At 40.6% G+C, this 14,044-nt stretch carries 7 protein-coding genes; 5 read left to right on the forward strand and 2 right to left on the reverse strand.

Annotated features, from left to right (window positions below):
• Positions 1-109: 109 nt before the first annotated feature.
• On the reverse strand, positions 110-3,295 hold the full coding sequence (locus tag R3E32_16645; GenBank protein MEZ4886366.1) for a glycoside hydrolase family 2 TIM barrel-domain containing protein: 3,186 nt from the start codon (positions 3,293-3,295) through the stop codon (positions 110-112).
• A 194-nt stretch (positions 3,296-3,489) separates the two neighbouring features.
• Between R3E32_16645 and R3E32_16650 the strand changes: the two genes are divergently transcribed.
• The 5 genes from R3E32_16650 (at position 3,490) to R3E32_16670 (ending at position 11,660) form a co-directional block, all read left to right on the forward strand.
• Positions 3,490-4,125 (forward strand): TetR/AcrR family transcriptional regulator, encoded by a 636-nt coding sequence (locus R3E32_16650; GenBank protein MEZ4886367.1) that lies wholly within the window; start codon positions 3,490-3,492, stop codon positions 4,123-4,125.
• A complete protein-coding gene (locus R3E32_16655) occupies positions 4,109-5,455 on the forward strand; it encodes a TolC family protein (protein MEZ4886368.1) in 1,347 nt (448 codons plus the stop codon). Before R3E32_16650 ends, R3E32_16655 begins: the two co-directional genes overlap by 17 nt.
• Positions 5,456-5,578: 123 nt before the next feature.
• Positions 5,579-6,760, forward strand: a complete 1,182-nt coding sequence (locus tag R3E32_16660) for an efflux RND transporter periplasmic adaptor subunit (GenBank protein MEZ4886369.1) — start codon at positions 5,579-5,581, stop codon at positions 6,758-6,760.
• 103 nt (positions 6,761-6,863) lie between these two features.
• Positions 6,864-10,373 carry an efflux RND transporter permease subunit gene (locus R3E32_16665; protein MEZ4886370.1) on the forward strand — a complete coding sequence of 1,170 codons (3,510 nt, stop codon included), beginning with the start codon at positions 6,864-6,866 and terminating at the stop codon, positions 10,371-10,373.
• Positions 10,374-10,793: 420 nt separating this feature from the next.
• Positions 10,794-11,660, forward strand: a complete 867-nt coding sequence (locus R3E32_16670) for a UbiA-like polyprenyltransferase (GenBank protein MEZ4886371.1) — start codon at positions 10,794-10,796, stop codon at positions 11,658-11,660.
• A 126-nt stretch (positions 11,661-11,786) separates the two neighbouring features.
• On the opposite strand, the gene R3E32_16675 is transcribed toward R3E32_16670, so the two are convergent.
• Positions 11,787-13,970 (reverse strand): hypothetical protein, encoded by a 2,184-nt coding sequence (locus tag R3E32_16675; GenBank protein MEZ4886372.1) that lies wholly within the window; start codon positions 13,968-13,970, stop codon positions 11,787-11,789.
• Positions 13,971-14,044 lie beyond the last annotated feature (74 nt).

The following is a 14,044-nucleotide window of genomic DNA, read 5'->3' on the forward strand; positions in this document are numbered from 1 at the left end:
ATAGGACTCTTTTTCAAAACATTTGTTTATGAGTGTTTTAAGCATAAAATAATAAATCATTAAATATTTTCAATAATTTATTATTCACTGATTATCGAGCCGAACAAGTCTAATAATGATGTGCGCTGATGTTGAGGTTTTCACCTTCCACCAAAAAACCCACACCTAAAGTATCCGTCAAAGTTGCCCAACGAACATCCGCCTTGTTGCCGTTTTCTTGTGGTCGAATGTAGGGTACAAATTGTTCACGCACCGAACCACTGTAAACGCCCATCCTCAACTCATTTTTTCTATCCCAATATGCTTCCTCTGGTCCTCGACCATACCATTGCAGTCGGTCTAAATCTTGGGCAACCAACCACTCATTGCCCACTTTGGGAAGGGGCGTAAATTGCTGTACTTGATGAACCGCCAAGCCAATCGTCAGAAAGGTGAAAAAGCCCAAAGCCCACGTTGCGATGCGCCAAAAGCCACGATAAGATTTGGCATCGGGGCGGTGTTGCGCTCGCCATTTTCTGGTGCGGCGAAGTTGGTATAGACACAACAGCCAAAAGAAAAACAGAGGGAGGAATATTTTCCAAATCCAAAAAGGAACTTGTAGGTGATGGCTCAATTCATTCGATATTGTCACTTCTCCATCTGCCGATATTTGGTAAATGGTTTGGTAAGAAAACACAGCGTTTTTGCCTCTCATGCAGCCTTTTACCTCTACTTCAATCGCTGTTTCACTTATTTGTTTTGCCTTCACTTCAATGTCTTCCAACTGCATATTATCGTAGCCCGCCAATCGCCATTGGTCTGCAAAACTGCTTTGAAACTGATTACCGCCTTCGTCATTATCGGTCGGCGCACGCCAAATATTCATTTTTGCGCCTCGCTCCAATAGCTCTTTTCCTTTGAATTGCCAACTGGAAAGAATGCCCGTTTTTTTATCCAATTGAAGACTAAAATCTTTTCCTTCAATGGAATACGTGTCGTCTGTTTCCTTCAATGTCATTGGACTTAAATTGGTATTGGATTCCGTTGAAGTTGCAGTATCGGCTTCAATCGGCAATTGAAACTGTTCCCAAGCGACTTCAAAACCCTTATTTGCCCAAGCCGTATTTTCCTTCAATCGAAAACTTAAATTGAGCCAATACTTTTTGTCTGTTTTGGCTTTTGGAGGAAGTAAAGGAATAGAAAATGTTTTATTTTCTTGAGCTTCAATGTCCAAATTTTCAATCGTTCCCTTCAACAACAAATCTCCGTCTTGCTTCAATTCCCATTGCAGTTCCAAAAAATTGAGGTTGGAAAAATAGTAGTTGTTGTGAATTTTTATTTTTCCTTTCAGCAAATCCACGGCTTCTACTTTCAAGTTTTGCTGCACCTTTTTGACTGTCTGCAAAGCGGGTTTTACGGAACGGTCTGGAAACACCAAACCGTTGATACAGAAATTGCTATCCGTAGGCGTTTCACCAAAATCACCGCCATAGATAAAGTACAGCAAGCTATCAGTAGTGTATTTTGCAAAACCTTGGTCGACCCAATCCCAAATAAAACCACCCTGCATTCGGGGATTGCGCTCAAAAATATCCCAATATTCCTTGAAGTTACCTGTACTATTGCCCATCGCATGAGCATATTCACAGATAAGAACAGGACGAAGAGTATCTTTCTTGGTAAATTCCTCCATGACTTCCATTGAAGGGTACATATTTGCAATGAAATCAAAACCAGAAGGCGTGTTGTCAAAATCGTGGATGGATTTTGCAAAATTCAATAGGTTCAAAGGATTTTCACTTTCCTTCAATGGCACTGCCAATTCTCGACTTTCGTAGTGAATCGGTCGGCTTGCATCTATCTTCAAAATCGCCTCTGCCATAGCCGTCATGTTTTCACCCATTCCCGCTTCGTTGCCCAAAGACCATATCACAATCGAAGGGTGATTTTTGTCCCTTTCGACCATTGAAGTGCCTCGTGCTACAATGGCTTTTTTCCATTCGGGTTTCGTGACGGGCGAATTGCCTTCATAAAACCACAATTCATGACTTTCGAGGTTTGCTTCGTCCATGACATAAAGACCGTATTCATCACAGAGTTCGTACCACCTCGGAATGTTGGGATAGTGAGAAGTGCGGACAGCATTGAAGTTATGTTGTTTTATCAGCTTAATGTCCTCAATCATAGAGGCTTCGGAGATTGTTCTGCCATTGAAGGGATCAAATTCGTGCCGATTGACTCCTTTGAAGTAAATCGGCTGACCGTTCAGGAGGAACTGTCCATTTTTGATTTCGGCCTTCCGAAAACCTACCTTGCTGCTAATTACTTGAATGGGATTGCCTGTTTCGTTGAGCAATTGAAGGGTAAGTTGGTAGAGACTGGGCGTTTCGGCAGTCCATTTTGCAGGGTTGGAGATGGGATAATTTGCAGTGAATTGATTGGGGGGAATTGTGTCTTTGAAGATAAGTCTGCCTTCACTATCATACAACTTCACAACCAAACCATTCCCTTTGCTTTTTCCATTGATTTTGAAGTCAATTTGCAAATCGGCATTTTGGTAGTTTTCATCCAAAAGAGTTTGAATGTGAAAATCTTGGATGTGGTATTTGGGAAGGGCATATATATAAACATCTCGGTAAATACCACTCAATCGCCAAAAATCTTGGTCTTCGAGGTAGCTGCCATCCGACCAGCGAATGACTTCAACGGCTAAGGTGTTGGTGTCTGTTTCGGCATCGAGGTAAGGGGAAATATTGAAGGCGGCAGGGGTCATACTTCCTTGACTGTACCCCACTTTTTCGCCATTGACCCAAACGTAAAAAGCTGATTGCACGCCATCAAAATGGAGAATCACTTCTTTGTCTTGCCAATTTTTAGGAATGGTGAAAGTTCGACGATAGCACCCTGTTTCGTTATTATCAATCGGCACATATGGTGGATTGACTTCAAAGGGATGGTGCATATTGACATAATACGGCATGCCGTATCCTTTCATTTGCCAATTAGAAGGCACTTCAAGGCTATCCCATTGCAGGCTGTTGGATTCATAGAAATTATTGGGAACTTGCATTGGGTTTTCATACAGTTTGAACTGCCACTGACCGTTGAGTAATTGGAAATATTGGGATTGTGTTCGATTAAAAGAGAGGGCTGCAGCCTCGTTTTGGTAAGAAATAAAAGTGCTATGAACTGCCAATTTATTGATTCCAATAATGGACGGGTTCTGCCATTCGGGAACAGACTGTCCGAACAGGCAAGAGGTTATCAGCAATAATAGCATTGTGTGGTGCAGTCGCATATTGGGGTTGAGATACATTCAAACGCAAATCTAAGGTAAGAAAAATACATAAAAAGGATGGGTTTGTTGTCTAAATGTTTTGTAGGTGTTAAAAAATGTGAAAACTGAAAAAACTTTGGAAACTTTGGAACTATTTTAAGTTTTTTCGGTTTGTAGCACTATCTTTGCGCCCTCAAACTTCAAAACACAAAATTTTCAAACGCAATACATACATGCCAGAAACGCTTCAAAAGATTATTCAAACAGCTAACAAGCATTTTACCAAATATGGGATTCGTAGTGTATCCATGGATGACATTGCTCGTGAGTTGGGAATGTCTAAAAAGACCATTTATGAAAAAGTAGGTAACAAGGAAGCACTGATTAAGAAAGCAATGGAATTTCACATTCAATTAGATTGTGCGATGACTGAAGACCTTCAAAAAAAGGAAGGAAATGCCATTGACGAAATGTTGGGCATCGCAGATTTTGTGATACAAGAATTGAGTGACTTGAATCCAAGTGTGATTTACGACCTCAAAAAATACTACCGCAATATTTGGGAAATGATGGAAATCCACCGTTATACTCACATTCACACCAATATTCTCCGCAATTTGCAAAACGGTATAGAACAAGGTTTGTATCGTGAAAACATTCGTCCTGAATTGATTGCACATTTTTATACGGGTATTGCTCATGTATTCACCGAAGGAGATTTTTTAGAACAGAAAAAATACACTGTTGCTGAAGCCTACATTGAAGCCTTCAAATACCATATCTATGGTATTGCCTCCGAAAAAGGCATCGAATATCTTAAAACCAATTTACCTAAAATCAAAAACACGAAATATGCTAAACAGTTATAGGATACTATTAATACTTATGCTATCGAGTTTTGTATTGTATCCATTACAGGCCCAAGAGGAGACAATGCTTCAATTCAATCTGGAAGAAGCGCAAACTTATGCAATCAAACACAACTTGAATGTCAAATCTGCAAAATATGAGATTTCTAATAGCGAGCAAGTGGTAAAAGAGTATTTTGGTACAGGGTTGCCTCAGATATCGGGTAATGTCAATTACCAACGTGCCATTAAACTTCCTGCAAGCCTTGTTCCTGCCGAGTTTTTTGGTGGTGCAGAAGGAGAATTTGCAAAACTTGAGTTTGGAACGGACAACAACCTTTCGATAGGTTTAAATCTTGACCAACAACTTTTTAGTGGTACTTACTTTGTAGGACTGCAAGCAGCCAATGCAGTAGTTGAATTGTCAAGATTGCAGGTAACTCAGTCAGAAGCCGATGTGAAAGACCAAGTAACTCAGGCATATATTGCAGCGGCTGCAACGGAAGAGAACATTGCCATTTTGAAGAAAAATGTGAGTGTGATTGAAAAAGTCTTGTACGAAACCCAACAATTGTATGAAAATGGTTTTGTAGAAGCGATGGATGTAGATAGATTGAAGCTTTCCAAAGCCAATCTGGATACCCAAATCAAAAATGCGGAACGCCAACAAGAAATGACCTACAACCTTTTGAAGTACCAAATGGGAATTTCGTTGGACAAGACTATTGAATTGACCGAAGGTTTTTACGACTTGGTTGAAATAGCCAAAGGAGTAGATGTTTTTTCTGCCAATCCAAATGCTCGCATCGAATTGAAGGTAGTTAACCAACAAAACACTTTGAATGAGTTGGATATTCGTAACTACAAATCTCGCTACCTTCCTCGTTTAGATGCCTTTGCAAATTGGAATACTTCTTTTCAGGCTAATGACTTCAATCTTGGCAATGGTGATAGTTGGATTCCTTCTTCTATTGTTGGAGTCAAAATGAGTGTGCCGATTTTTGATGGTTTTACCAAAAAGGCACAGATTGCTCAACGGCTCATCAATCGTGACAAAATTGCAACTGCGGTTAGTTTACTACAAAGCTCAATTGAACTAGAGCAGAACCAAGCAAAAATCGAATACTTCAATGCCCTTGAACAAGTAGAAAATCAAAAGGAAAACTTAGACTTGGCAGAGCGAATCCATCAAACAGCCTTAATCAAATACAAAGAAGGTTTGGGTTCAAGCCTTGAAGTTACCAGTGCAGAAGGTGATTTGTATCAAACTCAAGGTCTTTATATTCAAGCCTTGTTTAATCTCATTAGTGCAAAAGCAAAACTGGATAAGGCATTGGGAAAATACAACTAAAGAGATGATGTGGATGCTCACTTGATCTTGGTTTTATGAGTAGGATACTTCAAATGTAAAATATAGAATCCATCAAGAATCCAAGATATCAATCAAAAATCTAAAGAAACAAAAAATATAAAAATGAATAAATACCTATTAACAACCTTACTCGCTTTCAGTTTGCTTTTCTTCAATTCGTGTGGAGAAAGTGAAGGCAAAGCCGACACACCAGAAGCAAAAAAAGCTCTGCTCGAAAAACAAATCAAGGAAAAACAAATCGAATTGGCAAAAGCCCAATCTGAACTACAAGCTCTTGAAGGTGAATACCTAACCTACGAGCCTGATTACCTTACCAAACAAGCGGAAAGCAAAAAGCGAATCATCAGTACGGAGAAAGTACAAGTTAAAAATTTCGACCAGTTTGTGGAATTTCAAGGACAAGTGCAAACCAAAGACGATTTCATGATTAGTTCTGATATGGGAGGTGTATTGAAGTCACTGACCATTAAGGAAGGTGAATATGTAAAAAGCGGTCAATTGGTCGGTCGAGTAGATGACGATGTGATGCAGCGAAATGTAGATGAACTCAACCTAAAATTGAATTTGGCGAAAGATATTTTTGAAAGACGTGAAAAATTGTGGAAGCAAAACATTGGTTCTGAAATCGAATACATTCAAGCCAAAAACAATGTGGAGTCACTTCAAAAAAGTATTGCTACGCTGCAAGCTCAACGGGGTAAAACCAACATTTATGCTCCCAATAGTGGTGTGGTGGAAGAAATTTATACCAATCAAGGGGAAGTAGCAGGTCCTGGTTCACCAATTGCCAAAATAATCAATACCAGCAATTTGCAGGTGGTTGCAGATATTCCCGAAAACTATTTGACTTCTGTTCGCAGAGGTTCAATAGTAAAAGTGATTTTACCTGCTTTGGATAATGAGGAACAAACGGTGAAGATTTCTAAAATCGGTTCAATGATTGATGCCAATAACCGTACTTTCCAAATTGAAGTGCCTATCTCCAATAAAGGTGGAAAAGTAAAACCCAATTTGATGGCGATGGTGGAATTCAAAGCTGCTTCTTCTAATAATGCAGTTGTTGTACCTACTAATTTGGTTCATAATAGTTTGGAAGGCAATTTTATTTTTATCGTAGAGAAAACGGATACAAGCGAAGTGGCGAAAAAAGTGCAGATTGAAGTGGGAGACTCTTATGAAGGAGAAACTTTGGTCTTGAGTGGGTTGAAAGGAGATGAACTTTTGATAGCTGATGGATCAACCTTGGTAAGAGATGGAGAACGGGTGAAGGTGATTGGTAATTAGAGATTAATAATCAGTGACTGACGATTGGATGACTAAATGAATATCTCCCTCAATCATTTAGCTATCCTACCATTCAAAAATAGCAACACAAAAATCAAAAACAATGTCAGATAAAAATAATAAGATAAAACCCTCTCAATCTGAAGAACCCGAAGTGGTGCGTGAGTTCAAAGCGTCGAGTTTGGCGATTGATAATGCAACGAGTATTTTCGTGATGATTTTTATGATGGTGCTTTTAGGTACAATGGCCTATACTTCAATGCCAAAGGAAAGCTATCCCGAAATCAAAATTCCAATGATTTACGTTGGCACTCCCTATCCCGGCAACTCACCTTTGGATATGGAAAACTTGGTGACTCGACCAATTGAAAAAGAACTAAATAGTATCACTGGGGTAAATGAAATCACATCTACTTCTATACAAGATTATTCTACTATTGTCGTAGAATTTGGCTTTGATGTTGATGTCAAGGATGCCTTACAGGAAGTAAAAGATGCAGTCGATCGTGCAAATCCTGAACTTCCGACAGACTTGCCTGCCGAACCCAATGTTTTTGAAATGAGTTTTAGTGAAATGCCGATTGTCAACGTCAATTTGGCGGGCTATGATGATTTAGACGAGCTTAATAAATACGCAGAATATTTGCAGGACGAAATCGAGCAGTTTAGCGAAATCAAAGAGGTCAATATTCGTGGGGTGCAGGACAAGGAAGTAAGTATCAACGTAGATGTATATGAATTGGAGGCTCGAAATTTGAGTTTTGGAGACATAGAACAAGCGGTTGGTGGAGAAAATATTACTCTTTCTGGTGGCGACATTTTGGCGCAAAATCTCCGTAGAAATATCCGAATTGTGGGAGAGTTCAAGCATTTGTCCGAAATCGAAAACATTATTGTATCCAATGAAAACAATGCGATTGTCTATTTGAAGGATGTTGCAACGGTCAAGTTTGGCTATGAAGACATTGAGAGTTTTGCTAGAGAATACGGCGAAAATATTGTCACTTTGGATATTATCAAACGAAGTGGTGAAAACCTGCTGGATGCAGTAGATAATATCAAGGCTTTGGTAGAAAAAGACCAAAAAGAAGGAACGCTTCCCGTAGCCCTGAAAGTGTCTTACTCGAATGACCAATCCAAACAGACTCGAATGATGGTTGAAAACCTCGAAAACAGCATCATTGCAGGGGTAATCTTAGTGGTATTGGTCTTGTTGTTTTTCATGGGATTTCGCAATGCCTTGTTTGTAGGAGTTGCGATTCCATTGTCCATGTTGATTGGTTTTTTGGTGCTGCAATTTTCGGGCGCAACGCTCAATATGATGGTGTTGTTTTCCTTGATTTTGGCATTGGGAATGTTGGTGGACAACGGGATTGTGGTGGTTGAGAATATTTACCGCCTGATGAGCGAAGGTATGGATCCTATTCGAGCGGCAAAAGAAGGAGTTGGAGAGGTTGCACTTCCCATTATCAGTTCTACAGCTACGACTTTGGCGGCCTTTGTGCCGTTGTTGTTTTGGGACGACATTATGGGACAATTCATGCGGTATTTACCCATGACCTTGATTATTGTTTTGAGCTCTTCCCTATTTGTGGCCTTGATTATCAATCCCGTATTAACTTCTCGATTCATGAAAATTGAAGATGAGAATGAAAAAATCAATTACAAACGCTTGGCAATATGGACGGTTGGTTTGATGGCGATTTCTTCCATGTTTTATTTTTTGGGAGCCACCTTATGGGGAAGTATATCTGCAGTTGTAGCAGCACTTTTGTTGCTCAATGTGTTCGTATTGACTCCGCTTTCCAATGGTTTCCAAAAATATGTGATGCCTGCAATGGAAAGTGTGTATCAAAAATTTGTGGGATTTGCACTTCGTGGATGGACACCGGTTGCTTTTTTTATTGGTACATTTGTCCTGTTGATTTTTTCGGTGATGCTGATGGGTAGTGCAGGATTGAAGGTATTGTTGTTTCCAGAAGGGGAACCCAATTATATCAATATTTTTATTGAGCATCCGATAGGAACCGACATCGAAAAAGCAAACACTTTTGCAAAGGAAGTAGAAGGACAAACCATCGAAATGATGAAACCCTATGACTATATGGTGGAGTCTATTTTGACCAAAGTTGGGGCAGGAACGAGTGACCCCAATACGGGAACACCTGATATGGGAAATACCCCTAATAAAAGCCGCATTACGGTGTCCTTTATAGAAAGTCAGTATAGAGAAGGGGTAAACACCCTCAAATTGATGGAGGATTTGCGGCAAATGACCCGTCAATTTGCAGGTGTAAGCATTACACTCGGCAAAGATGCGAGTGGGCCACCTCCCCAACCTCCTATCAACCTCGAAATCAGTGGAGAGGACATCAACCGATTGATTGAGATTGCAGTGGATGTGAAGCAGTTTATGGAAGACCAAAACGTAGCAGGAGTTGAAGGATTGAAGATGAATTTGGAGACAGGTAAACCTGAACTCTTGGTGACTGTGGATAGGGACAAGGCTCGACGATTTGGCTTGTCCACCGCACAAGTTGCAACTACCATTCGTACTGCCATTTTTGGAAAAGAAATATCAAAATTCAAAGAAGGGGAAGATGATTATCCAATACAACTGCGATTTGGTGAAGAATTTCGCTACGACTTGAGTACCATTCTCAACCAAAAAATCACCTTCCGCAACAACCAAGGCAAGCTTCTCAAAGTGCCTATCAAAGCAGTGGCAAGCATTGAATATTCTTCTACTTTTGGTTCTGTTAATCGAAAGGATTTGGATAGAGTCATTACAGTTTACTCCAATGTGAATGAGGGCTACAATGGCACAGAAATCGTAGAGCAATACCGCAACTTATTGTCTACTTATGAATTACCTGCGGGCTATGCCTTTGAGTTTACAGGTGAGCAAGAGGACATGGAATCCACCTCAGCATTTTTGGAAAAAGCTCTGATGATTGCCATTTTGAGTATTTTCTTGATTTTGGTGATGCAGTTCAATTCTGTGGCATTACCATTCGTAGTTATTTTATCTGTTTTGTTTAGTACGATGGGTGTGTTTATGGGGTATGCGTTCTACAAAATGGACTTTATCATCATCATGACAGGTATCGGTATTATTTCGCTGGCGGGAATCGTGGTGAACAATGCCATTGTATTGATTGACTACATCAATTTGGTTCGTGAACGCCGACGTAGAGAACTTGGAATACCCAAAAACGAATCCCTGACCAAACAAGAAATCATCGAGTGTATCATTGAAGCGGGAACCAAACGTCTTCGCCCTGTATTGCTTACTGCAATAACCACTGTATTGGGTCTCATGCCTTTGGCTACGGGTACGAATATCAATTTTTATACCTTGCTGACCGAACTTGATCCACAGTTTTATACAGGTGGTGACAATGCTATCTTCTGGGGTGCAATGGCTTGGTCAGTTATTTTTGGTTTGGTATTTTCTACTTTCTTGACTTTGATTGTCGTACCAATTATGTATTTGGGTGTTGAGCGATTGAGTGCTTCAATATTGGATGACAAAGTTCATTCTGATGAAAAACCATCTGCACCAGATCAACCGAATCCTCATGCGGGGATTCCTGAACTGGCGATTGAGTAACCTGTGACTTCACTTCAATAAATTATTTTATGCCCTCTTTGCCGAATAATGGTAAAGAGGGCTTTTTTGTAGGTCAGAAGATAATTGAAAAAACAGCACGATATTGGACTTAATTTTTCGCAGTATTTTATTTTCTTATATCTACTTATATTCACATTTAATCCATTGACTTGCTCTTTTGTAACAATCGGTTTCCAATTTTCGTCTTTTAAGCATTCATGTTCAACCTCTTTATAAACTTTGTCTAAAGAAGCGGGCTATAGCCTAAACTGTTGTCAAAGTTTTCGCTTGAATGGAAACCTTGACAACACCTTTCGAGTTCTTCAACGGTTGGAGTGACACAGCTTCAAATGTCACCGAATTTTTGGTAACAATTCTATCAAAATCCTATATCTTAGCAATCCACAAAAAAACAAACCAATGTCAAACATCCAAAATTTTCTATCGCTCGTCAAATTCTCCCACACAATTTTCGCTCTGCCGTTTGCGATAATTGGCTTCTTTTTGGCGACACACCATCCTTATTTTGGTTACGATTTTGAGTGGCACAAACTTTTGTTGGTGGTTTTGTGCATGGTCTTTGCGAGGAGTGCGGCGATGGCCTTCAACCGTTATGTAGACCGAGATATTGACCTCAAAAACCCCCGCACAGCTGCGGTTAGAGAGATTCCGAGAGGAGTCGTTTCTCCCAAAGCAGCTTTGGGTTTTGTGATTTTGAACTGTGTATTGTTTGTAGTAATGACTTTCTTTATCAACCGCTTGTGTTTCTTTTTGTCACCTGTGGCATTGGCAGTGGTTTTGGGATATAGCTATACGAAACGGTTCACCGCCCTCTGTCATTTTGTACTGGGATTGGGTTTGGCATTGGCTCCTGTAGGGGCTTTTGTGGCGGTCAGTGCCAAATTTGAATTGCTGCCGATTGTGTTTGGATTGGTAGTTTTGTTTTGGGTCAGTGGGTTCGACATCATCTATGCCCTGCAAGACGAAAGTTTCGACAAAGCGGAGAATCTCCATTCGATTCCGTCCTACCTCGGCAAAAAAAATGCACTTCGATTGTCGTCTGTTCTCCACTTGATTTGTGCGGGATTGGTCATTGCAGCGGGCTTTGTGGGCGGCATGGGTTGGTTCTATTGGGGCGCAACGACGGTATTTATCGGACTGCTATTATATCAACATACCCTTGTCACTCCCAACGATTTGAGTCAGGTCAATTTGGCGTTTTTTACGACCAATGGTGTGGCGAGTTTGTTATTTGGCGTCGGGGTTTTGGTAGAGTTGTTGGTGTGAAAAGTGAAAACTTTGCCAACAGTCACAGACTTTGGCAATAGTTACTGTTGGAACGGAAATCCAAAAAGACCTCCCACTTCAACTGTTGACAGGGTTTTCAACCACTGTCAAAGTTTCGTTTAATCTCTAATACCCCCCAATAAACTTCCGCAAAAACCACTCAATACTCAAAAAAGCCAACAACAAAAAGAACAACCACTTCAAATTGATGATAGCCTGTGTTTTGTAGGACGCATAAAGCGTAGGTTCAATGTTTGGACTGTTATTGAGCGTGTCCGCCAAAGCCGCCAAATTGTCGGGCATAAATACCTGCCCGCCATATCGTTTGGTCAAAGAATAAAGCAGTTGGTGGTTGGCTGTGGTTTGAAGGCTTTCAAGTTGTATGGGAACAACTGTAAACGTGCCTGTTGCCGAATGTTGTTGTCCACTAAAAGTCGTGGTGGCTTTGAAGGTGTATTTGCTAGGAGCGAAAAAACCTGCATTGAGGGCGTAGGCATTGGAGGTTTTGTTGAAGACAAAGGGGAATTCTTTGCCGTCTTCATCCGTAATCAGTAGGTCGACTTCTGGCTCATTGATGAGCTCATAGGAATCATTGTAGAGTTCGGCATCGAAGGTAATAGCTTCTGTTTCATTGAAAAGCGTTTTGGGCATATTGACCCGAAACTTGCGCTTGTCGTTTTTGACCGAAAGGTATTGGATGGTTTTGGTGACGATTTCATTGAAGGCTTCGTGGTCGTTGCTTTTTTTGTAGTCATATAGCCTCCAACGCCACAATCCTTCGCCGGTCAAAACACCCGTTTTGTAACCTGCGGCTTGCTTCAATACCAACAATGGATATTGGGTATCGACTGAGCCAATTCTTTGCAGTAGAAGGGATTGGGTAGTCGGTGCTGCTGAAAATTCACCAAATGGAACAGCCAATGGTGGCAATTCTTCTAAGGTTTGAAAGACATTGTTTTCGAGAGTGAAAAGGTTAAAGTTTCGGTTGGCTTTGGCTTTGGCATCGTTGGTACTCGAACCACCTCCATTGATTTTGAGAATGTCTTGTGCTTGGTTGAAGGCGGCCAAATCAGTTTGGGTACTGACAATGAACCATATCGGAATATTGCTGGTTTTCAAAGCACTCAACACACTTTCTGCTTTGTAGAGGCGAGAAGGCAAGCCATGCAAAACCGCTACATCATAGTCTTTGAAGGACAGATTGCCCACTTTTTGGACGAACATCACCGTGGTTTCATAGTTCTTGTTGTTTTCGATTGCTTGCTTCAATGCCGAAACATCGGGATGCGGACTTGCTGCCAACAACAAGACTTTTTGGCGGCTATCGAGAATATCTATATAAATGTCCTGCCGATTGTTCTGAACGGTGACTTCATCCTGAATTTGGGTAACTCGAATGGAGTATTGCTGTACACCTACTGTGTTGGCATCCAAAATAATATCCTCACTCAATATATAGTTTTCTTTGTCAATTGGAATAGTTTTGGTGTAAACTTTATCTGTTGTACCACTGCCTTTATAAACATTCAAAACCGTGGTTGCACCCCTGCAATTTTGTGCAGAAATGTCGGCTCGAATGGTGAATTTATCACCCAAATAGGCAATGCGGTTGTGTAATACTTTTTCGACTATCAAATCTCTTTGAGGAGTAGTATCACCGAGTGCTATGGCATAAATTGGCGTGGTCAATTGGGCATTGGAGTAAATCGGGTTGTTGCCTTGGTTGTAAATCCCGTCGGAAGCCAAGATGATTGCGCCTACATTTTGGTGGCTGTATTTGTTGTAGATTTCATCGAGCGTATTGGAGAGGTTGGTGACTTTTTGATTGAAGGGAAAACGCAAACTGTCGCTTTTTACTTCGTTCATTTGTTCACCAAAACTGTAGGTTTCTACTGTAAAGTTTTTTTCCTTCAATCCATTGACCAAACTCGTCAATTGATTGAAGTAGGCACTGCTATCGCCTGTTTTGGCAAACCCTTGTGCAATGGACTCCGAATTGTCTTGAACAACAACGATGTAGGGGTTGACGACTTCGGTAGTGCGGGACTTCAATAGGGGTGATAACAATAAAAATGCGATGCCGCTAACGACCAAAAAACGGGCGATTGCCATAGGAATCATGGCTCGTTTTTGGATTTTGGAAGCGTCTTGAAATGTATTGTCTTTGAAGTATAAGACGATGGCATATAATAGTCCCAATCCTAAGCAGAGGGCGATGTACCAAATTGGGTAACTTTCAAATGAAATTGTTGCGTCCATGTATGTTGAATTCACAGGATTTTTACCCCATGTTATTTTATAGCGCTCCATTGGAGCTTTCTGTATTTGAATTATCAATGAACGGTAAAACGTTTCTTTTATTCGTTCAAGTGTTTATACTCCAA

The organism is Chitinophagales bacterium (assembly GCA_041392475.1).
Lineage (GTDB): Bacteria > Bacteroidota > Bacteroidia > Chitinophagales > UBA2359 > JAUHXA01.

What these genes read in the sequence shown, in the direction of transcription:
- R3E32_16645 (MEZ4886366.1), bottom strand. Translation starts at nt 3,295, where the DNA reads ATGTATCTCAACCCCAATATGCGACTGCACCACACAATGCTATTATTG.
- R3E32_16650 (MEZ4886367.1), top strand. Translation starts at nt 3,490, where the DNA reads ATGCCAGAAACGCTTCAAAAGATTATTCAAACAGCTAACAAGCATTTT.
- R3E32_16655 (MEZ4886368.1), top strand. Translation starts at nt 4,109, where the DNA reads ATGCTAAACAGTTATAGGATACTATTAATACTTATGCTATCGAGTTTT.
- R3E32_16660 (MEZ4886369.1), top strand. Translation starts at nt 5,579, where the DNA reads ATGAATAAATACCTATTAACAACCTTACTCGCTTTCAGTTTGCTTTTC.
- R3E32_16665 (MEZ4886370.1), top strand. Translation starts at nt 6,864, where the DNA reads ATGTCAGATAAAAATAATAAGATAAAACCCTCTCAATCTGAAGAACCC.
- R3E32_16670 (MEZ4886371.1), top strand. Translation starts at nt 10,794, where the DNA reads ATGTCAAACATCCAAAATTTTCTATCGCTCGTCAAATTCTCCCACACA.
- R3E32_16675 (MEZ4886372.1), bottom strand. Translation starts at nt 13,970, where the DNA reads ATGGAGCGCTATAAAATAACATGGGGTAAAAATCCTGTGAATTCAACA.